We start from the raw sequence: 18,950 nt of genomic DNA on the forward strand, positions 1-18,950 counted from the left end.
CGCCGGATCGTCCCAACGACCAGCGCGCGCGTTTCGGGACGCACGGGTATATGCTGTAGCGCGCGCCGTCGTTATTTCTCACACTAATGTATACAGCTACCGCCCGCCAGACGTCATGAATCGCGAAGAAGCTCTCCACATATTCCGCCACTCCGAAGAAATCGTTTCGGCCCACGACGTCAATGCGTCGATCAGCGGAATGGCTGCGGCCATCGCCACCGAAATGAGCGAGGAGTTTCCGCTCGTACTCTCGGTGATGGGCGGCGCGGCGGTGTTCACCGGCATGCTGTTGCCGCACCTCGATTTCCCGCTTGAGTTCGACTACATCCACCTCACCCGCTATCGCAACACCACCAAGGGTGGCAGCGAGATGCAGTGGCGCGTGGCGCCGGCCGAATCGGTGAAGGATCGCGTCGTGCTGGTGCTCGACGACATCCTCGACGAAGGCGAGACGATGGCCGCGATCCGCGACCGCATCCTCGATATGGGCGCGAAACGCTTCATGAGCGCGGTGCTGTGCGAGAAGATCATCCCGAAGGCCAAGCCGCTGCGTCCGGACTTCTGTGGCTTCGAAGTGCCGGACCGCTATGTCTTCGGCTGCGGGATGGATGCGAAGGGATACTGGCGCAATTTGCCCACGATTCGTGCTTTGATCGATGGGGCGTGAGGGACTGCGCTCAAACCGCAGCGGCTGTGGTCTGGTCAGCGGTCAGCGCCCGGCAACAAAAAAGCGGCCTGCGTGGCCGCTTTTTTGTTGATCTCAGCGCGTTGAAACCGGCGACGCGCAACTCACAGCTGATGCACGAAGGACCGGATCCCACCGAGAATCATTTCGACCGAGATCGCCACCAGCACGAGTCCCATCAGCCGTTCGAACGCCATCATCGTGCGCTCGCCTAGCCACTTCTGGATGCGCTCCGCCAGCATCAAAACAATCGCGCAAACCAGCATGGTCACGGTCAACGCACCGATCCACTCGAACGTCTTGCCGGGCGCCTGCGAGGTCAGCAGCATCACCGTTGCCAGCGCCGACGGACCTGCGAGCGCGGGGATCGCGAGCGGCACGATCAGTGGCTCGCCGCCGCGCGTGTCGTTGCCGAATGGGCCGTCCGGATGCGGAAAGACCATGCGGATCGCGATCAGAAACAGCACGATGCCCCCGCCAATCCGCAACGACTGATCGGTGAGGCTCATCATCCGCAGAAAGCGGTCGCCGACCACCATGAACACCAGCAGGATCACAAACGCGATCGCCACCTCGCGGAGGATGACGACGGTCCGCCGATCCGGCGCCACCCCGCGCAGGCAACTGATAAAGAGCGGGATGTTGCCCAGCGGGTCGGTGATCAGAAGGAGCAGGACGGTCGCAGACAGGAAGTTGTACTCCACCGTCCGCCCCGGTTAATGCGCGAGTGCTGCGCGGATCTTCTCCGACACCGTCTGCACGGCGCTTTCGACAGGCAGCAGGGTCGCTTCGGTATCTCGGCGCGCCTGATACTCGACCTTGCCTTCCTTCAGGCCGCGGTCGCCGATCACCAGACGGTGCGGCACGCCAATCAGCTCCCAGTCGGCGAACATCACGCCCGGGCGCTCGCCGCGGTCGTCGAGGATCACGTCCACGCCAGCTGCGACCAGTTCCGCATACAGCTTGTCGGCCTGCTCGCGCACAGCGTCGCTGCGGTCGTAGCCCATCGGGCACAGCACGACTTCGAACGGGGCGATTGCTTCCGGCCAGATGATGCCCTTGTCGTCGAAGTTCTGTTCGATCGCCGCGCCGAGGATACGCGTGACGCCGATGCCGTAGCAGCCCATTTCCATCCGCTGCGGCTTGCCGGTTTCGTCCAGAAACGTGGCGTTCATGGCTTCCGAATATTTCTTGCCGAGCTGGAACACGTGGCCCACTTCGATACCGCGGCAAATGTCGATGACGCCCTTGCCGTCCGGCGACGGGTCGCCCTTCTGGACATTGCGGATGTCTGCGACGACCGGCTCCGGCAGATCGCGGCCCCAGTTCACACCGGTGATGTGGTAATCCACCTCGTTCGCGCCGACCACGAAGTCGCTCATGTTCGCGACCGTGCTGTCCGCGATCACCTTGACCGGCTTCTTCGTGTTGATGGGCCCGAGATAGCCCGGAGGCGTGCCAAAGGCCGCGACAATTTCCGCTTCCGTCGCCATGCGGAAGTCAGCCAGACCCGGCAGCTTGCTCGCCTTGATCTCGTTCAGATCGTGGTCGCCGCGCAGCATCAACAGCCAGACCGTCGGCTCGGCGCCTTCGTTTTCGGTCGCCAGCACGATCGACTTGATGGTGCGCTCGAGCGGGATATTCAACAGCTCGGCTACGGCCTCGCACTTTGCCTTGCCGGGCGTGGCGGTCTTCTTCATCTCTTCGGCGGGCGCGGCGCGCTGCGCGATCAGCGGCAGCGCTTCCGCCGCTTCGACGTTCGCCGCGAACTCCGAGGTCGGGCAGTAAGCGATCGCGTCTTCGCCCGTGTCGGCAATCACGTGGAACTCGTGCGAGCCGCTGCCGCCGATCGACCCGTTGTCCGCCGCCACCGCGCGGAAGTCGAGACCGAGGCGCGTGAAGATGCGCACGTACGCGTCGTACATCTTGCGATACGACTCTTTCAGACCGTCCAGGTCCTTATCGAACGAGTACGCGTCTTTCATGATGAATTCGCGGCCGCGCATCACGCCGAAACGCGGACGGATCTCGTCGCGGAACTTCGTCTGGATCTGATAAAAGTTCACCGGCATCTGCCGATAGCTCTTGATCTGGTTGCGGGCGATGTCCGTGACCACTTCCTCGTGCGTCGGCCCGATCACGAAATCGGACTGCTTACGGTCCTTGAAACGCAGCAGTTCCGGCCCGTATTTCTCCCAGCGACCCGATTCCTGCCACAACTCGGCCGGTTGCACCGCCGGCATCAGCAGTTCGATCGCGCCTGCCCGGTTCATTTCCTCGCGCACGATGGCTTCCACCTTGCGGATCGAGCGCAGGCCGACGGGCAGGTAGTTATAGATGCCGCCTGCCACGCGACGGATCATGCCGGCGCGCACCATGAGCTGGTGGCTGACGATTTCGGCGTCGGCCGGGGCTTCTTTGAGGGTGCCGATAAAGAAACGGGAAGCTTTCATTCAGAATTTTTCCAAAAGCGGCGGCGCCGGAGCGACCGCCCGAAAGGTGAAAACGGTGGGGAACCCGACAAAGGCGCGACAAAGACGTCACAAACGCTTCGCAGACCTGTGAAAAACCCTTAGGCCGAAGCCATCGCCATACGTGCCACCACGGCGCCGTTGCGCCGGATGGCCCACAGACAAAGGCTATAGCAAACGCGCCTATGTTGCGGCGAATCATTCCAATCCAGAGCGATCCGCTGCGTCAGGCCCGTTATCTGTTTATAATCAAAGCAATTTTAAAGGATTCGAAGGTGGTTGTATGCTGGATCGTGAAGGCTTTCGCCCGAACGTCGGCATCATCCTCTTGAACGCGCACAACGAGGTGTTTTGGGGCAAACGGCTCCGTGAACATTCCTGGCAGTTTCCGCAAGGGGGCATCAAGTATGGTGAAACCCCCGTGCAAGCGATGTATCGGGAGTTACACGAAGAAACCGGTCTGCTTCCGGAGCACGTCAAGATCATCGGTCGCACGCGCGACTGGTTGCGCTATGAGGTGCCGGACAAGTTCATCAAGCGTGAAGTACGCGGTCATTACCGCGGCCAGAAACAGATCTGGTTCCTGCTTCGGATGGTGGGGCGCGACTGCGATATTTGCCTGCGCGCCTGCGATCATCCGGAGTTCGATGCGTGGCGCTGGAACGAGTACTGGGTACCCCTCGACTGTGTGATCGAGTTCAAGCGGGATGTGTATCAGTTGGCGTTGACGGAGTTGTCCCGTTTTCTGCGCCGTGCTGCGCCGCGTTCGGATAAACCTGGCGGCCATCACGGGCCGCGCTATCCCCGGATAGCGTCGACCGTGACGGAGTTGCAGGAAGTGTCGGTAACGACCGTAACCGTTGAGACTACGATTCGCACGACGATCGAGTCCGACTGCGGACCTGCCGACAACACCCTGACCCAGCCAGGTCTGCGCGACTAAACCCTGTGCGGCTTTCTGCGCCGCATCTGCCGGTGCGGCTCATGAAAAGCCGCGCCGGCGTTTCGAGGAAATCATATTGAAAGCATTTGCTCTTGTCGTGGCGTGCGTCGCCACCGGCGCCCTGCTGGCTGGTTGTTCGAACACCCCCACCAACAAGGATGACAGCGCGTTTACGTATCTGCTTGATCGCAAGCCTAACTGGACCGAAGACAAGGTCGACACACTGCCCTCGCTGCCGCTGGCTTCAAATCTGATCCCGTTCGATGTATCCGGCAACACGCCGCTGAAGTTTGCGGTCGACGCGAAATCGCTGTCGGTTGGCAATGACGGTGTGGTGCGCTACACGGTGGTCGTGACGAGCCCGAGCGGCGCGCACAACGTGAACTACGAAGGAATTCGCTGCGATACCTATGAGTGGCGCCAGTACGCCGCTCTCAATGCGGATCACGATGGCTGGGACAACACCGTCGCCACGGCGTTTGCACGTATCGAAGACAGTACGCTGAATGGCTATCAGGCGTCGCTCTATCAGGACTACTTCTGCGCGAACAAGATTCCGACGGGTTCAGCCAAGACGATCGTCGATAACTTACGCATGCACCGTACCGCGGCGTCGCAACTTCATTGAGTTTCGCGCGGTTTGCACGCTTACCTTTCCTTTCGGGTTAGCGTGATATCAGACCAGTACGAGGTTGTCGCGGTGGATCAGTTCGGGCTCCAGCATATAGCCCAGCACGCCTTCGATATCGCCACTCGGGCGGCGCTGAATCAGCTTGGTCTCGGCGCTGCTGTAGTTCGTGAGTCCCCGCGCGACCTCGCGTCCCGCCGCGCTTAAACAGGCAATCACCTCGCCACGCGCAAACGCGCCCTGCACGCCGACCACGCCGATCGGCAGCAGGCTCTTGCCGCCTTCCGTCAGCTTTTCGACCGCGCCGTCGTCGATCACCACGTGTCCGCGCACCTGCAGGTGATCGGCCATCCATTGCTTGCGCGCCGCCATCCGCGCGGTGCGGGCAATCAACTGGGTACCGATCGCCTCGCCGGTGGCGAGCCGCGCCAGCACATCAGGCTCCCGACCGCTCGCGATTACCGTATTGGCGCCGCTATGGGCCGCCCGCTTGGCCGCGAGAATCTTGGTCAGCATGCCGCCGCGGCCGAGGCTCGAGCCCGCGCCACCGGCCATCGCCTCAAGCTCTGGTGCACCAGCGTCGGCCTGCTGGACGAGCGTGGCTGACGGGTCCTTACGCGGATCAGCGGTGAAGAGACCTTGCTGGTCGGTAAGGATGATCAGCGCATCGCCTTCGATCAGATTCGCCACCAGTGCGCCCAGCGTATCGTTATCGCCGAACTTGATTTCATCGGTAACGACCGTGTCGTTTTCATTGATGATCGGCACCACGCCCAGGCGCAGCAGCGTCAACAGTGTGGAACGTGCGTTCAGATAGCGTTCGCGGTCGGCCAGGTCGGCATGGGTCAGCAGGATCTGCGCTGTGCGGATCGAATGTTCGGCAAAGCGGCTCTCGTACACTTGCGCGAGCCCCATCTGCCCGACAGCGGCAGCCGCCTGCAACTCGTCGATTTCGCGCGGGCGTTTGGTCCAGCCAAGCCGCTGCATCCCCTCGGCGATAGCCCCAGAACTCACCAGCACGACCTCTTTGCCCTGCGCCCGTAAGGCGGCGATCTGCGCCGCCCAGCGGCCGATCGCGGCATGGTCCAGGCCGCGCCCGTCATTAGTGACGAGGCTCGACCCGACTTTCACTACCAATCGCCTGGAGTCTGCGATGACGGAACGCATTCTGCGCGGTCTCCCAAGATGATGCGTATGCTGGCCGGCGGCCCTATTCGGACACGTCGGCGCCCAAGCTATGCCCGTTTATTCCTGCGGCTGGACCGGCTCACCGGTTTCACCCGACGCCGCGCCCTGTTGCTTCTCACGGAAACGCACGTCTGCGGCGAGATCTTCGGCTTCCGCCTGGCGCTGCGCGTCCGAATGCGCGGCAATATAGTCGTACACCGCATAGGTCAGCGCTTCGCATCCCTGACCCGTCAACGCCGAAATTTCGAATACCGGGCCGTCCCAGCCAAAGCCGTCGCGGAAGGCCGCGACGCGCGCTTCACGCTCGTCTTCCGGCACCATGTCGAGCTTGTTCAGGACCAGCCAGCGGGGTTTTTCGTACAACAGTTCGTCGTACTTGCGCAGTTCGTTGACGATCGCCTTGGCTTCCGCAACCGGATCGACCTCAGCATCAAACGGCGCGATGTCGACGATGTGCAGCAACAGCCCCGTACGCTGCAAATGGCGCAGGAACTGGTGCCCCAGGCCGGCGCCTTCTGCGGCGCCCTCAATCAGCCCAGGGATGTCGGCGATCACGAAGCTGCGGCTCGGCCCGACGCGCACCACGCCCAGATTCGGCGCGAGTGTGGTGAACGGATAGTCGGCAATCTTCGGCTTTGCGTTCGACACCGAGGAAATGAAGGTGGATTTGCCGGCATTCGGCATGCCGAGCAGGCCGACATCGGCCAGCACCTTCAGCTCAAGACGCACCATGCGGCGTTCGCCCGGCTTGCCGTCGGTCTTCTGACGCGGCGCGCGGTTCGTGCTGGACTTGAAATGCAGGTTACCGAGGCCACCCGCGCCACCCTGCGCGATCTGGACGCTCTGATTGTGCTCGGTCAGGTCGGCGATCAGCTCGCCGGTCTCCATGTCCGAGATAGTCGTGCCAACCGGCATGCGCAGCGTAACGTCGTCGCCACCCTTGCCGTAGCAATCCGCACCGCGACCGTTTTCGCCGTTGCGCGCCAGATGCTTCTTGGCGTACCGGTAGTCGATCAGAGTGTTGATGTTGCGGTCCGCCACAGCGTACACGCTGCCGCCGCGGCCACCGTCGCCGCCATCCGGACCGCCGAACGGGACGAACTTCTCGCGGCGCATCGACGCGCTGCCATCCCCTCCGTCGCCGGCGATGACTTCAATCCTCGCTTCGTCAATGAACTTCATGCCTAACTCCGTCCCGTATCGTGTTGCTATTTTGCCGTGCCCGCAGTGCGTTGGACAATCGACCGATCGGCCATCCGCGCGGACTCACGACACCCCTCTCACCCGTGAACCTGGAATGAAAAAGGCCCCGCTAACTTCGCGGGGCCTTTGTTCCGGTCCTGAAGCCCGTGCCTGAATAAACTCAGGCTGCTGCCGGGACTACGTTGACCGTTTGCTTCTTCGCTGCGCCCTTCGTCGTGAACTTGACGTGGCCGTCCGTCAGCGCGAACAAGGTGTGATCCTTGCCGATGCCGACGTTTTCGCCCGGGTGCATACGCGTGCCGCGTTGACGTACGATGATGCCGCCAGCGTTGATGGCTTGACCGCCGTAAACCTTCACGCCGAGACGCTTCGACTCGGAGTCGCGGCCGTTACGTGACGATCCGCCTGCCTTTTTGTGTGCCATTTGATAGCTCCTTAACCGGTGCGCTTACGCGTTGATCGCGTCGATGCGCAGTTCGGTGTAGTTCTGGCGGTGGCCGCCATGCTTCTGGTAGTGCTTCCGGCGACGCATCTTGAAGATGGTCACTTTCGCGTGACGACCTTGCGACACGACGGTAGCCTTGACGGAAGCCCCACTGACCAGCGGCGTACCGAACTTAATCGATTCGCCTTCGCCCACTGCGAGAACCTGGTCGAGCGTGATTTCAGCGTCAATGTCTGCCGGTATCTGTTCTACTTTAAGTTTTTCGCCGACGGCAACTTTATACTGCTTGCCACCGGTTTTTATGACCGCGTACATTGAGAACCTCACTCTGTGTTCATTTTTCCTACGCACCACGCGCGGAAACCCGTGATTATACATAGAGTTAGCTGCGCGGTCAAAACTCATTGACCGGCGCCGCAAGGCCTCGCAGAGCCCGGCCGGACGCGGCGCCGTGCTTCGATCCCGCAGGCTGCGGCCCGGAACTGTCGCGATTCGCCTTATAATTCGCGGCACTACCCAATTCAGCCATCATGTCGTCGACTGCCACCCCCTCTCCCAACGCCGCCAGCCTGCTCGCTCCGATCGCCGAAGACATGGAGCAGGTGAACCGCGTCATCCGGCACCGCCTGGCGTCCGAGGTGATGCTGATCAACCAGATTTCCGAGTACATCATCAGCGCCGGCGGCAAACGCCTGCGGCCCGCGCTGCTGTTGCTGGTGGCCGGCGCGCTGGGTGAGACGACGGGGCACCGGCACGAACTGGCCGCGGTGGTCGAATTCATCCACACGGCGACCCTGCTGCACGACGACGTGGTCGACGAATCCGACCTGCGGCGCGGCCGTCAGACAGCGAACGCCCTGTTCGGCAACGCGGCAAGCGTGCTGGTGGGCGATTTCCTGTACTCGCGCTCGTTCCAGATGATGGTCGGGGTCGGCAAAATGAGGGTCATGGAGATTCTCTCGGAGGCGACCAACATCATCTCCGAAGGCGAAGTCCTGCAATTGCTCAACATGCATGACGCCGACGTGGACGAAGCGCGCTACATGCAGGTGATCCGCTACAAGACGGCCAAACTGTTCGAGGCGGCGGCCCAGCTCGGCGCGGTTTTGGCAGGCTCGGATGCGACCACCGAAGCCGCGGCTGCGGAATTTGGCCGGCGCATCGGCACAGCCTTCCAGATTATGGACGACTGGCTCGACTACACCGGCACAGCCGAATCCATGGGTAAGAATGCCGGGGACGACCTGCGCGAAGGCAAGCCCACACTGCCGCTCATCTACCTGATCGAACGCGGCACGCCGGAACAGTCGGCGCTCGCGCGCGAGGCGATCGAGCAAGGCGGCACAGACCGTTTCGATACCATTTTCGAGGCGATCACCCGCTCCGGCGCGCTGGATCACACGCTGGAATGCGCGAAACAGGAAGCCCAGGCCGCGGCTGCAGCAATTTCTTCGTTCCCAGATTCCATTTTTAAAGAGAGCCTGCTAGAATTATGTTCTTACTCGACGGCGAGACAGTCCTAAACGGGACTTAAACGCCGAACCAGTCTGAATCGAGTTGGCAGTATCCAGCAGTACAAATCGGGGTGTAGCTTAGCCTGGTAGAGCGCTACGTTCGGGACGTAGAGGCCGGAGGTTCGAATCCTCTCACCCCGACCAGATTTTGAAAAAACCGCGCAATGTTGTGCGGTTTTTTTTCGCCTGTCGTTTGCGCAATCGTGGTGCGCTTCTAGCCTTGTTGTCCCTATGCCTTTTGGCCAGGAAGGCACGCACGATCCCCTCTGCTATATTCTTTCCATCCCGGCCCCCTACCAGTTCGCGACACGTGGAACAACTACCCTTATGGGCGCAGATAGGCGCCGTCGTCCTGCTGCTTATCTGTTCCAGTTTCTTTTCCATCTCCGAAACGGCGATGATGGCACTCAACCGCCACCGCCTGAAGCATCTCTCCAATCAGGGCGCACTCGGCGCCAAAACCACGCAAGGGCTGCTCGCGCACACCGACGAGTTGCTGAGCGTGATCCTGATCGGCAACAATCTGTTCAATACGATCATCCCGGTGCTCACCACCTCGGTCGCGCTGCATACGTTCGGGCGCAACAATCTGGTGCTGTCCATCGCAACCGGCATCGTCGCATTCCTGATCATCGTGTTCGCGGAGATCACGCCGAAAATTGTCGGCGCCACTTTTCCGGAAAAGATCGCGCTGCCGGCGAGCCTGCTGATCGCACCGCTGATGCGCGCGACCAGGCCGATTGTCTGGTTCGTCAACCTGTTCGCCAACACCATCCTGCGCATCCTGCGTATCAATACCAAAGGCGCGCACGATCAGCGGCTTTCGACTGAGGAACTGCGGACCATCGTGCTCGAGTCTGGCAGCTTCATGCCGACCAAGCACCGCAGTATCCTGTTGAACCTGTTCGATCTGGAAAACATCTCCGTCGATGACGTGATGATTCCGCGCCGCCGCATCGAGGCGCTCGATTTCGACGCGCCGTTCGAGCAGATCCTGCATCAGCTCGAGACCTGCTATCACAACAAGCTGATCGTCTATCAGGGCGACATCGACCGCGTGCTCGGCGTGCTGCATGTGCGCAAGACACTGTCAGCGCTACACAACCAGGAACTGGAGCGGGAGACGTTGCGCGAGTTGCTGGCCGAACCGTATTTCGTGCCGAGCGGCACGCCAGTGTTCCAGCAGTTGCAGTACTTCCAGGAAAGCCGTCACCGTACGGCGCTCGTCGTCAACGAATATGGCGAACTGCAGGGTCTGGTCACGCCGGAAGACATCATAGAGGAGCTGATCGGCGAGTTCACCACGTCGATTCCGCGAGGCGCAAACTCGCGCGGCGGCTGGAACGAGGAAGGCGAGTGCATCGTCGCGGGCAGCATGCCGTTGCGCGAGCTGAACCGTTGGCTACAGTTGACGCTGCCGACCGACGGGCCAAAAACGCTCAATGGATTGATTCTGGAAGTACTCGAGGAAATCCCCGACGGCGATGTGTGCGTGCAGATTGGCGAGATCAAACTCGAGGTGATGCGCAGTGACGATCAGGCGGTTCGCACCGTCAAGGTATTTAAGCCCGGTTCACGCTCGGGGGCGAAGAGCAAGGCGCCGCGACGCTTAACCGGAGAGGCGTGAGGCACGCCTGGCCATCCGGCTGAATAGCGGCCGCGACCGGCGTAACGGATGATGGAGTCGTTGTGTTCTACAGGCGGCTCCAGCCGGTTTCCAATGTCATCCTCTTACCGTTCCGCGCCGGCGGCCCCCACGCATCACGCGGTGAATCATGTTGCTGCGGTTAACTTATCAAATCGTGCCATCGCGACTGAAGCCGAGGCGGTCGCTAGTCCTGCCATATCCACACCGCTTGCGCCATCTCAACCGTCAGGAGCCAGGCCGTTTGCCGGGGCAATCCGCGACGACGTTACCAGTCGTAGCGCAGCACCCGGGCTGGCCGATGCCGACAACACCCCCGCCGTCCGTCTGCTGAACGAGACGCTGCGAGAAGCCACGCGCCGCAATGCATCCGACCTGCATATCGAACCGGCCGAACAGGGTTGGCGGATGCGTCTGCGAATCGATGGCGTGCTGCATGCCATCGCGCAACCACCTGCGCATCTGCGCGACGCGTTCATCACGCGCGTGAAGGTCCTGGCGCGCATGGACATCGCCGAACGACGGATTCCGCAGGACGGCCGCCTGCGCATTGCAACGAGCCCGGGGCGCTTCGAAGACTATCGGGTGAACTCTCTGCCCACGCTATTCGGCGAAAAACTGGTGCTACGCCGCCTAGACGCACTACCCACGGCGCTCTCGCTCGATTCGCTCGGGCTCGATCCCGCTCAGCGCGTTGCGCTCGAAGCGGCCATCGGCGCACCGCATGGACTAGTGCTCGTGACCGGTCCAACCGGCAGCGGCAAGACACTCTCGCTGTACTGCTTCCTGCAGATGCTGAACGCCGAATCACGCAATATCTGCTCCGTGGAAGACCCCGCTGAAATCCAGCTGGCCGGCATCAATCAGGTCAGCGTACGCGAGAAGGCCGGCCTCACGTTCGCTGTCGCGCTACGCGCCTTCCTGCGCCAGGATCCGGATGTGATCATGGTCGGCGAAATTCGCGATGAAGAGACCGCGGACGTCGCCGTCAAGGCCGCGCAGACCGGCCACCTCGTGCTCTCCACGCTACACACCAACGACGCGCCCGCTGCCATCGCTCGCCTGATCGATATCGGCGTCGAGCCGTACAACCTCGCCGCGGCGCTACGGATGGTCACAGCGCAACGCCTCGTGCGGCGGCTGTGCGTAGCGTGCCGGGCGCCGGCGCCGCAATCGGCAACGGCCTTGAATGCGGCCGGCTTCGCCGATGATCAACTCGACGGTTGGTGCCCTTACGAAGCGAAGGGCTGCGAAGCATGTCACGGTATCGGCTACCGCGGGCGCATCGGCATTCACCAGGTCATGCCGGTGTCGGACGCGATGCGCGAGCTGATCGTTGCAAGCGCGGGCACCCATGCGCTCGCCCGCCTTGCTCACACCGAGCGCGTAACCACGCTGCGCGATGCCGCGCTAGCGCGCGTGCGGGACGGTACGACCAGTCTCGCCGAAGCCCTGAGCGCTACCGAGGTCGCATAACGATGATGAATCGTGCATCCTTCGACACCGAAATGCTCGACGTGCGTTTTGCATGGCGCGGCGTCGACGCAACCGGCACGCAGCATAGCGGCACGCTGATTGCGCTAGACACGGACGCCGTCCGAGCCGTGCTCAAGCGCGACAAGCTGTTCGTCGTCGAGATCAAGGCGCTTGGGCCGGCGCCGCGTCCCAAAGCTCGCGCGGCTGACGTGACGAGGTTCACGCGCCAGCTCGCAAGCCTGCTGCGCGCCGGATTGCCGCTCGCACCTTCGCTCGATCTGCTGGCGCAAGCACCTGCGCCCCGTCAGCGCGGCATGTCGCGGATCGTCGGTGCCTTGGCGCGCGACATCACCGGCGGTCTGAGTTTCTCCGCGGCGCTGGCGCGGCATCCTGTGCAATTCAATGCGCTGTATTGCCAGCTGGTCGCGGTCGGCGAAGCGGCCGGTGCGCTGCCTGCCGTGTTGGCTCGCGTCGCGGAGGACCGCGAACGCGGCGCCGCACAACGCGCCAAAGTAAAGGCGGCGCTGACCTATCCGGTCGCGATCCTGTTGCTGGCGCTCGCTATCACGGCAGCACTACTGGTCTGGGTCGTGCCAACCTTCAAGCAGATCTTCGACGGCTTTGGCGCACGCTTGCCGGTGCCGACGCAGATAGTGATAGCGCTATCCGCTGGCGCAGCACGCTGGAGCGTGCCCGCACTAGCATGCGCAGTGACGGCCGGTGCCGCCCTGTCCTACCTGCTGCGTCGTTCGGAAGCAGCGCGGATGACGCTTGGCCGACTGTCGCTAAGATTGCCCATAGCTGGCCCACTGCTGGCCACGCTATGTGCCGCCCGCTGGAGCCGCGCACTCGGCACCCTGCTATCCGCCGGCACGCCGCTCGCCGACGCATTCGACTCGCTCACGCACGCCACCGGCAACGCCTGGTTCGATCGCGCCACCGTCGACATCGCCGCCCGCCTGCGGCGCGGCGAACGCCTGGCCGCGGCGATGCGCGCGGTACATTGCTTTCCGCCCGAAGTGGTTCAGCCGGTTGCGGTCGCAGAGGAGTCCGGTGCATTGGACGCGATGCTGATCGACGTGGCGTCACTCAGCGATCGTCAGGTCGACGAAAAGATCGGCACACTTGCCAGCCTGTGCGAACCGCTGGTGATCATCGTGCTGGGGACGCTGGTCGGCGGCCTTGTGATTGCGATGTATCTTCCCATCATTCAACTCGGCAACGTGGTGTAGCATCGCAGCCGAATCCCACTCTTTTGCCATGCCGGCTAACTACGCAACCGTGTCAGACACTTCCTTCAGCGCGCTTCATGGCCATGTTGCGGCCGGCTTCGGCGCCAGCTTTGGCATCTTGCCGGCCGGCCTGCAATTCACCTTCGCCGTCGTTTTCGGGCTGGTCATCGGCAGCTTTCTGAGCGTGGTGGCGCATCGCCTGCCCATCATGCTCGAGCGGGCGTGGCACGACGAAGTCAGCGGCACGACCGACCAGCCGCCAGTGGACGACGGCCTGCCGGCGCGCTACAACCTGTGGCTGCCGCGCAGCGCATGCCCGCACTGCGGACACGTACTGCGTGCTTGGGAAAACATCCCGGTGGTGAGCTACGTGTTGTTGCGCGGGCGATGTTCCGCGTGCAAGGCCCACGTGTCGATACGCTATCCGTTAATCGAGATCGCTAGCGCTGCCTGCGCCGCGGGAGCCCTGAGCGTGTTCGGTCCTACCACGATGGCACTCGCCGCGTTCGGTTTGTGCGCCGCGCTGCTTGCCACGAGCGCGATAGACATCGACACGCACCTGCTGCCCGACTCGCTGACGCTGCCGCTGCTATGGGCCGGGCTGATCGTCAATTTCAACGGCATGTTCGCCAGCCTGCATAGTGCGGTCGCCGGCGCGATTGCGGGCTATCTTGTACTGTGGGTAGTCCACTGGGTGTTCAAGCTCGTGCGCGGCATCGAAGGCATGGGTTATGGAGACTTCAAGCTGCTCGCCGCACTCGGCGCGTGGCTCGGCTGGGCCGCGTTGCCGCAGATCGTGTTGATCGCCGCGGTGACCGGCGCAGTCGTGGGGCTTGCCGCTACGTGGCGCGGACGCATGCGCTTCGAAGAACCGTTACCGTTCGGTCCGTTTCTCGCGGCCGGCGGCGCGATCACCCTGTTTCTCGGCTCTCCTCTCTATCTCGCACTCGGAGGCTGACGCATGTTTGCTGTGGGACTGACAGGCGGCATCGGCAGCGGCAAATCCACTGTCGCGGACCTGTTCGCGACGAACGGTGTGGCAATCGTCGATACCGATCTGATTGCCCATCAGATCACCGCGCCGAACGGCGTCGCGATGCCGCAGATCGCCAGCGAGTTCGGTGCCGCGTTCGTAGCAGCGGACGGTTCCATGGATCGCGCCCGCATGCGCGCGCTGATCTTTAGCGACGAGGAGGCGCGTCGGCGTCTTGAAGGCATCACGCACCCGTTGATCCGCGCCGAAACCGAGCGTGCGAGAAACGCGGCCAGCGGACCCTACGTCATGCTGGTGGTGCCGCTGCTGGTCGAATCGGGCGCCTGGAAAACACGTGTGGACCGTATATTGACCGTGGACTGCAGCGTCGAAACCCAGGTCTCGCGTGTGATGCGCCGCAACGCCTTCGGCCGCGAACAGGTGCTTGCCATCATCGCCCGTCAGGCAACCCGCGAGGCGCGTCTCGCCGCGGCCGACGACGTCGTCGTGAACGACAGCAACACCTCGATAGATGAACTCACCAGGCAGGTCGAGGCGCAGCACGCTTTGTACCTGTCGCTCGCCAGCGCGTGAGCCAGATCAACGGCACGGGAGATGGCCCCTCGCGACAGTTCAGTCCTGTCGCAATAAAGAACAGAGGGCGCATTCAAACAATCGCAAAACACGGAGAGAAACTTGCAAAAGCGCACCAAAAAAGTGTGTGATTGCTAGGGTAGTCTCACGGCATTAGAATGTTCTGCATTCCCGTCACCGACCACGCCCGAGGCGAGCCCGCTTGATCCTTTACGAGTATCCCTTCAACGAGCGAATCCGGACGCTATTGCGCCTCGAAGACCTGTTCGAGCGCTTCACGTTCTTTCTGACTCAGGAAGACGCCAGGGAACATCATGTCGCGCTGACGACATTGTTCGAAATCTCTGAGGTCGCGGGTCGCGCGGATCTGAAGTCGGATCTGATGAAGGAACTCGAGCGGCAACGGCAAACGCTCGCACCGTTCCGCGGCAATCCGGGCATCGAGCAGAATGCCCTTGAGGCCGTACTGGGCGAGATCGAACAGACGCTGTCAGGACTGTCCCAGATGCAGGGCAAGACTGGCCAGCATCTTGCAGACAATGAATGGCTCGCCAGTATCCGCAGCCGTGCAATCATCCCGGGCGGCACCTGCAAATTTGACCTGCCGTCTTATTACGCCTGGCAGCAAACTCACCCGGATCAGCGCCGCCAGGACATCGCCAAATGGGTCACTCCGCTTCTGCCGTTGCGCGATGCAGCGACCATCGTTCTGCGTCTGGCGCGTGAATCGGGTCAGGCGTCGAAGGTGATGGCGATGCAGGGCAGCTACCAGCAGATGTTGTCGGGCCGCTCGTACCAGTTGATGCAGGTGCGCGTTCAGCCAGAGCTGCGAGTCATTCCCGAGGCAAGTGCCAACAAGTACATGCTGTGGGTACGCTTCACCGTGCAGGATGGCGATCTGCGGCCGCGCGCCGTTGATGTCGACGTGCCGTTCCAGCTTACGCTCTGCAGCCTGTAACGTGATGGCCACGGCTGTGCATGTGGGGCCGCCTTTCAAACAGCGAAAATGCCCCTATATTAGAAACTTGTCCCGTTTGCGATTGATTGCCTGACCGAATGATTACTGTCGTTAAATGCCCAACCTGCGCAAAGGAAGTCCGCTGGACGCCTGAAAACCGCTTCCGCCCGTTCTGCTCCGACCGTTGCAAGCAGATCGACCTCGGTGCGTGGGCCGCCGAGAAATACAAGATCGGCGGCACTGACGAAGAAGCGCCTTCAGACGACGAACCGAGCGGCGACTACAACCCGCACTGAGTGCCGGGTGGCGTCGACGCATTTCCCAGCGTCTTGCGCGCCACGCCGTTATTCCGCAGCAAGCCACTCCAGCACTGGAATGGTCGCGGGCAGCAGCGGCGACACTTCCGCAGGCAGCGATTGCCAGACAAATGCCTGCCCCTCGCGGCCATGCGGATCACCTGTCCACTGTGTCACCTTGCAGAAATAAAGCCGCACATAGGCATGCGGATAGTCGTGCTCAAGCGTATGCCAGCGATGGCTCGCCTTGACCTCGATGCCCAGTTCCTCGTGCAGTTCACGGGCCAGCGCCGCTTCGACTGATTCACCCGGCTCCAGCTTGCCGCCCGGAAATTCCCAATAACCTTCGTAGGGCTTCCCCGCCGGCCGTTGCGCAAGCAGATAGCGCCCATCGGGCTGCACCAGCACGCCAACCGCCACTTCGGTGACAGGGCGGCCAGTTGTGTTCGCAGCAGGCGGGTGAGTGGTGTTGGTGGCGTCCGTCATGCCTGCGACTTCCGGCCTGACCAGTCCCGCGCAAACTGCCACGCCACGCGTCCCGAGCGCGAACCGCGTTCGAGCGCCCACACCAGTGCATCGCCGCGCGCCGATTCGATCTCAGCGGCGGCGCAGCCAAAATGCTGCAGCCAGTGCCCGACGATCGCCAAATAGTCGTCCTGCTTGAACGGATAAAAGCTGACCCACAGGCCGAAGCGCTCCGACAGAGAGATCTTTTCTTCGACCACTTCACCCGGGTGAATCTCACCATCGGACGTGTGCTTGTACGTCTCGTTGTCACTCATGTACTCGGGCAACAGATGGCGCCGGTTCGACGTGGCGTAGATCAGCACGTTATCGGACTGGGCCGCCACCGAGCCGTCGAGCGCCACCTTCAGTGCCTTGTAGCCCGACTCGCCATCCTCGAACGACAGGTCGTCGCAGAACACGACGAAGCGCTCCGGGCGCTCCGAGATCAGGTCGACGATATCGCCCAGGTCGTGCAGGTCGTCCTTGTCTACTTCGATCAGGCGCAGCCCGTCTTTTGCGAAAGCGTTCAGGCAGGCCTTGATCAGCGAAGACTTGCCGGTGCCGCGCGCGCCTGTCAGCAGCACGTTGTTGGCGGGCTGCTTGCGCACGAACTGACGTGTGTTCTGCTCGATCAGCCCTTTCTGGCGGTCGATGTTCTGCAGATCGTCGAGCGTGATGTCCGAGATGGCCGGCACTGGCTGCAGGTAGCCACGCCCCTGGCGCTTGCGCCAGCGGAAGGCGACCGCTGCCGACCAGTCGACGTCGGGCGTAGCAGGCGGAAGCACGGCTTCCAGGCGGCCGAGCAAAGCCTCGGCACGAGTCAAAAACTGTTCGAGTTTATCCATGACGAAAATTTAGGCTGATCGGATACTGGCTTACGAGCGATAGTCGGCGTTGATGCTCACGTATTCATGCGACAGATCGCACGTCCAGATCGTGGCATGCGCGTCGCCGCGACCGAGTACCACGCGAATCAGGATCTCGGCCTTCTTCATCACGCGCTGCCCGTCTTCCTCACGGTACTCCGGATTGCGGCCGCCTGCCTTGGCGACCAGCACGTCGTCCAGATACAGGTCGATCTTGCCGACATCGAGATCCGTCACGCCCGCGTAGCCGATTGCCGCGAGGATCCGGCCGAGGTTCGGGTCCGACGCGTAGAACGCCGTCTTGACCAGCGGCGAATGGCCGATCGCATACGCGATCTGGCGGCATTCGGTCACGTTCGCACCGCCTTCGACCTGCACCGTCATGAACTTGGTGGCACCTTCGCCGTCACGCACAATCAGTTGAGCCAGTGTCTGCGCGACCTCGGTCACCGCATCGCGCAGTGCCGCGTAAGCGGGCGAATCGGTGCTCGTGACCGCCGGCAGGCTCGACTTGCCCGAGGCGATCAGGATGAACGAGTCGTTGGTCGACGTATCGCCGTCGATCGTGATGCAATTGAACGAGCGATCCGCGACATGCTTGACCAGCGCATCGAGCACCGGCTGCGAAACCGCTGCGTCGAACGCGAGGAAGCCCAGCATGGTCGCCATATTCGGCTTGATCATGCCGGCGCCCTTGCTGATACCGGTCATCGTCACCGTGTGGCCGTCGATCGTCACCTGGCGCGAGGCTGCTTTCGCCAGCGTGTCGGTGGTCATGATGGACTGCGCCGCCTCGTACCAGTGCGCGGCCCGGCGATTCTCCAGCGCAGCGGGCAGACCGGCCTTCAGGCGATCCACCGGCAACGGTTCGAGAATCACGCCGGTCGAGAACGGCAGCACCTGCTCGGGGGCGACGCCGGTCAGACGCGCCAGTTCGACGCAAGTCTCGCGAGCATGCGCGAGGCCCGGCTCGCCAGTGCCTGCATTCGCGTTACCGGTATTGATCACCAGCGCCCGAATCGCCTTGCCGCCCGCGCGAACGTGGTCCAGATGCTCGCGGCACACCGTGACAGGCGCCGCGCAAAACCGGTTCGACGTGAACACGCCGCCAACCGTCGCGCCTTCTTCAACGGAAATGACCAGCACGTCCTTGCGGTTCGGCTTACGAATGTTCGCTTCAGCCCAGCCTAGCGTGACGCCGGCGACGGGATGGAGTTGAGCGGGATCGATCGAGGGGAAATTGACAGCCATGGTCGCGACCTGTCTAAGTTGAAAATGCCGGCATGGAGCCGGCATCGGAAATCACAATGGGGTGGAACGACGTGC

At 62.3% G+C, this 18,950-nt stretch carries 20 protein-coding genes and 1 tRNA gene; 12 read left to right on the forward strand and 9 right to left on the reverse strand.

Annotated features, from left to right (window positions below):
• The first annotated feature begins 115 nt into the window (after positions 1-115).
• On the forward strand, positions 116-667 hold the full coding sequence (locus P3T17_RS36335) for a hypoxanthine-guanine phosphoribosyltransferase (RefSeq protein WP_429411763.1): 552 nt from the start codon (positions 116-118) through the stop codon (positions 665-667).
• Between the two features lie 122 nt (positions 668-789).
• Here the strand turns inward: P3T17_RS36335 and P3T17_RS36340 are convergent, their stop codons facing one another.
• The gene (locus P3T17_RS36340) at positions 790-1,389 is read right to left on the reverse strand and encodes a MarC family protein (RefSeq protein WP_074262532.1); all 600 of its coding nucleotides are present in this window, start codon (positions 1,387-1,389) and stop codon (positions 790-792) included.
• A gap of 12 nt (positions 1,390-1,401) precedes the next feature.
• Positions 1,402-3,138, reverse strand: coding sequence for a proline--tRNA ligase (locus P3T17_RS36345; RefSeq protein ID WP_074262533.1), 1,737 nt, complete (start codon positions 3,136-3,138; stop codon positions 1,402-1,404).
• A 301-nt stretch (positions 3,139-3,439) separates the two neighbouring features.
• Between P3T17_RS36345 and P3T17_RS36350 the strand changes: the two genes are divergently transcribed.
• Together P3T17_RS36350 and P3T17_RS36355 are read left to right on the forward strand one after the other, a co-directional pair.
• On the forward strand, positions 3,440-4,099 hold the full coding sequence (locus tag P3T17_RS36350) for an RNA pyrophosphohydrolase (RefSeq protein ID WP_429411766.1): 660 nt from the start codon (positions 3,440-3,442) through the stop codon (positions 4,097-4,099).
• 76 nt (positions 4,100-4,175) lie between these two features.
• Positions 4,176-4,727 (forward strand): CNP1-like family protein, encoded by a 552-nt coding sequence (locus P3T17_RS36355; RefSeq protein ID WP_074262535.1) that lies wholly within the window; start codon positions 4,176-4,178, stop codon positions 4,725-4,727.
• A gap of 48 nt (positions 4,728-4,775) precedes the next feature.
• On the opposite strand, the gene proB is transcribed toward P3T17_RS36355, so the two are convergent.
• From proB to rplU, 4 genes are all read right to left on the reverse strand, one after another.
• The gene (gene proB, locus P3T17_RS36360) at positions 4,776-5,894 is read right to left on the reverse strand and encodes a glutamate 5-kinase (protein WP_429286642.1); all 1,119 of its coding nucleotides are present in this window, start codon (positions 5,892-5,894) and stop codon (positions 4,776-4,778) included.
• Between the two features lie 78 nt (positions 5,895-5,972).
• On the reverse strand, positions 5,973-7,097 hold the full coding sequence (gene cgtA / locus P3T17_RS36365) for an Obg family GTPase CgtA (protein ID WP_074262537.1): 1,125 nt from the start codon (positions 7,095-7,097) through the stop codon (positions 5,973-5,975).
• Positions 7,098-7,278: 181 nt separating this feature from the next.
• Positions 7,279-7,542 (reverse strand): 50S ribosomal protein L27, encoded by a 264-nt coding sequence (gene rpmA, locus P3T17_RS36370; protein WP_074262538.1) that lies wholly within the window; start codon positions 7,540-7,542, stop codon positions 7,279-7,281.
• A gap of 24 nt (positions 7,543-7,566) precedes the next feature.
• Positions 7,567-7,878, reverse strand: coding sequence for a 50S ribosomal protein L21 (gene rplU / locus P3T17_RS36375; protein WP_007180329.1), 312 nt, complete (start codon positions 7,876-7,878; stop codon positions 7,567-7,569).
• 215 nt (positions 7,879-8,093) lie between these two features.
• Here rplU and P3T17_RS36380 point away from each other — a divergent pair, with 215 nt between their 5' ends.
• The 9 genes from P3T17_RS36380 (at position 8,094) to yacG (ending at position 16,251) form a co-directional block, all read left to right on the forward strand.
• Entirely contained in the window at positions 8,094-9,086 is a 993-nt protein-coding gene (locus P3T17_RS36380) for a polyprenyl synthetase family protein (RefSeq protein ID WP_074262539.1), read from the forward strand.
• Between the two features lie 58 nt (positions 9,087-9,144).
• Positions 9,145-9,221: transfer RNA gene (locus P3T17_RS36385), tRNA-Pro, on the forward strand.
• A gap of 166 nt (positions 9,222-9,387) precedes the next feature.
• Positions 9,388-10,704, forward strand: coding sequence for an HlyC/CorC family transporter (locus P3T17_RS36390; protein WP_429286645.1), 1,317 nt, complete (start codon positions 9,388-9,390; stop codon positions 10,702-10,704).
• A gap of 216 nt (positions 10,705-10,920) precedes the next feature.
• Positions 10,921-12,198 (forward strand): GspE/PulE family protein, encoded by a 1,278-nt coding sequence (locus P3T17_RS36395; protein ID WP_429411794.1) that lies wholly within the window; start codon positions 10,921-10,923, stop codon positions 12,196-12,198.
• A 5-nt stretch (positions 12,199-12,203) separates the two neighbouring features.
• Positions 12,204-13,430 (forward strand): type II secretion system F family protein, encoded by a 1,227-nt coding sequence (locus tag P3T17_RS36400; RefSeq protein WP_429411796.1) that lies wholly within the window; start codon positions 12,204-12,206, stop codon positions 13,428-13,430.
• Positions 13,431-13,458: 28 nt separating this feature from the next.
• Positions 13,459-14,388 (forward strand): prepilin peptidase, encoded by a 930-nt coding sequence (locus P3T17_RS36405; RefSeq protein ID WP_074262542.1) that lies wholly within the window; start codon positions 13,459-13,461, stop codon positions 14,386-14,388.
• Positions 14,389-14,391: 3 nt separating this feature from the next.
• Positions 14,392-14,997: a dephospho-CoA kinase gene (coaE, locus tag P3T17_RS36410; RefSeq protein ID WP_429411769.1), complete on the forward strand. Its 606-nt coding sequence runs from the start codon at positions 14,392-14,394 to the stop codon at positions 14,995-14,997.
• Positions 14,998-15,199: 202 nt separating this feature from the next.
• Positions 15,200-15,955, forward strand: a complete 756-nt coding sequence (zapD, locus tag P3T17_RS36415; RefSeq protein ID WP_074262544.1) for a cell division protein ZapD — start codon at positions 15,200-15,202, stop codon at positions 15,953-15,955.
• 98 nt (positions 15,956-16,053) lie between these two features.
• Positions 16,054-16,251, forward strand: coding sequence for a DNA gyrase inhibitor YacG (gene yacG, locus P3T17_RS36420; RefSeq protein ID WP_429286648.1), 198 nt, complete (start codon positions 16,054-16,056; stop codon positions 16,249-16,251).
• 48 nt (positions 16,252-16,299) lie between these two features.
• Here yacG and P3T17_RS36425 read toward each other — a convergent pair whose 3' ends face one another.
• From P3T17_RS36425 to argJ, 3 genes are read right to left on the reverse strand one after another with little or no spacing between them, the layout of a single operon-like run.
• Positions 16,300-16,737: an NUDIX domain-containing protein gene (locus tag P3T17_RS36425; RefSeq protein ID WP_429411771.1), complete on the reverse strand. Its 438-nt coding sequence runs from the start codon at positions 16,735-16,737 to the stop codon at positions 16,300-16,302.
• The gene (locus P3T17_RS36430; RefSeq protein WP_074262547.1) at positions 16,734-17,603 is read right to left on the reverse strand and encodes an ATP-binding protein; all 870 of its coding nucleotides are present in this window, start codon (positions 17,601-17,603) and stop codon (positions 16,734-16,736) included. Before P3T17_RS36430 ends, P3T17_RS36425 begins: the two co-directional genes overlap by 4 nt.
• A 30-nt stretch (positions 17,604-17,633) precedes the next feature.
• Complete coding sequence (gene argJ, locus P3T17_RS36435; RefSeq protein ID WP_429411773.1) at positions 17,634-18,875, reverse strand: bifunctional glutamate N-acetyltransferase/amino-acid acetyltransferase ArgJ; 1,242 nt, start codon at positions 18,873-18,875, stop codon at positions 17,634-17,636.
• Positions 18,876-18,950: the final 75 nt, after the last annotated feature.

The sequence above is a fragment of the Paraburkholderia sp. GAS82 genome, from assembly GCF_050436285.1.
Classification (GTDB): Bacteria; Pseudomonadota; Gammaproteobacteria; order Burkholderiales; family Burkholderiaceae; genus Paraburkholderia; species Paraburkholderia phenazinium_B.

Bases quoted from the DNA above. Each gene is read 5' to 3' on its own strand.
- P3T17_RS36430 (WP_074262547.1), bottom strand. From the start codon at position 17,603: ATGGATAAACTCGAACAGTTTTTGACTCGTGCCGAGGCTTTGCTCGGC.
- proB (WP_429286642.1), bottom strand. From the start codon at position 5,894: ATGCGTTCCGTCATCGCAGACTCCAGGCGATTGGTAGTGAAAGTCGGG.
- P3T17_RS36405 (WP_074262542.1), top strand. From the start codon at position 13,459: ATGCCGGCTAACTACGCAACCGTGTCAGACACTTCCTTCAGCGCGCTT.
- rplU (WP_007180329.1), bottom strand. From the start codon at position 7,878: ATGTACGCGGTCATAAAAACCGGTGGCAAGCAGTATAAAGTTGCCGTC.
- coaE (WP_429411769.1), top strand. From the start codon at position 14,392: ATGTTTGCTGTGGGACTGACAGGCGGCATCGGCAGCGGCAAATCCACT.
- rpmA (WP_074262538.1), bottom strand. From the start codon at position 7,542: ATGGCACACAAAAAGGCAGGCGGATCGTCACGTAACGGCCGCGACTCC.
- P3T17_RS36335 (WP_429411763.1), top strand. From the start codon at position 116: ATGAATCGCGAAGAAGCTCTCCACATATTCCGCCACTCCGAAGAAATC.
- P3T17_RS36400 (WP_429411796.1), top strand. From the start codon at position 12,204: ATGAATCGTGCATCCTTCGACACCGAAATGCTCGACGTGCGTTTTGCA.
- yacG (WP_429286648.1), top strand. From the start codon at position 16,054: ATGATTACTGTCGTTAAATGCCCAACCTGCGCAAAGGAAGTCCGCTGG.
- argJ (WP_429411773.1), bottom strand. From the start codon at position 18,875: ATGGCTGTCAATTTCCCCTCGATCGATCCCGCTCAACTCCATCCCGTC.
- P3T17_RS36425 (WP_429411771.1), bottom strand. From the start codon at position 16,737: ATGACGGACGCCACCAACACCACTCACCCGCCTGCTGCGAACACAACT.
- P3T17_RS36380 (WP_074262539.1), top strand. From the start codon at position 8,094: ATGTCGTCGACTGCCACCCCCTCTCCCAACGCCGCCAGCCTGCTCGCT.
- P3T17_RS36345 (WP_074262533.1), bottom strand. From the start codon at position 3,138: ATGAAAGCTTCCCGTTTCTTTATCGGCACCCTCAAAGAAGCCCCGGCC.
- cgtA (WP_074262537.1), bottom strand. From the start codon at position 7,097: ATGAAGTTCATTGACGAAGCGAGGATTGAAGTCATCGCCGGCGACGGA.
- P3T17_RS36350 (WP_429411766.1), top strand. From the start codon at position 3,440: ATGCTGGATCGTGAAGGCTTTCGCCCGAACGTCGGCATCATCCTCTTG.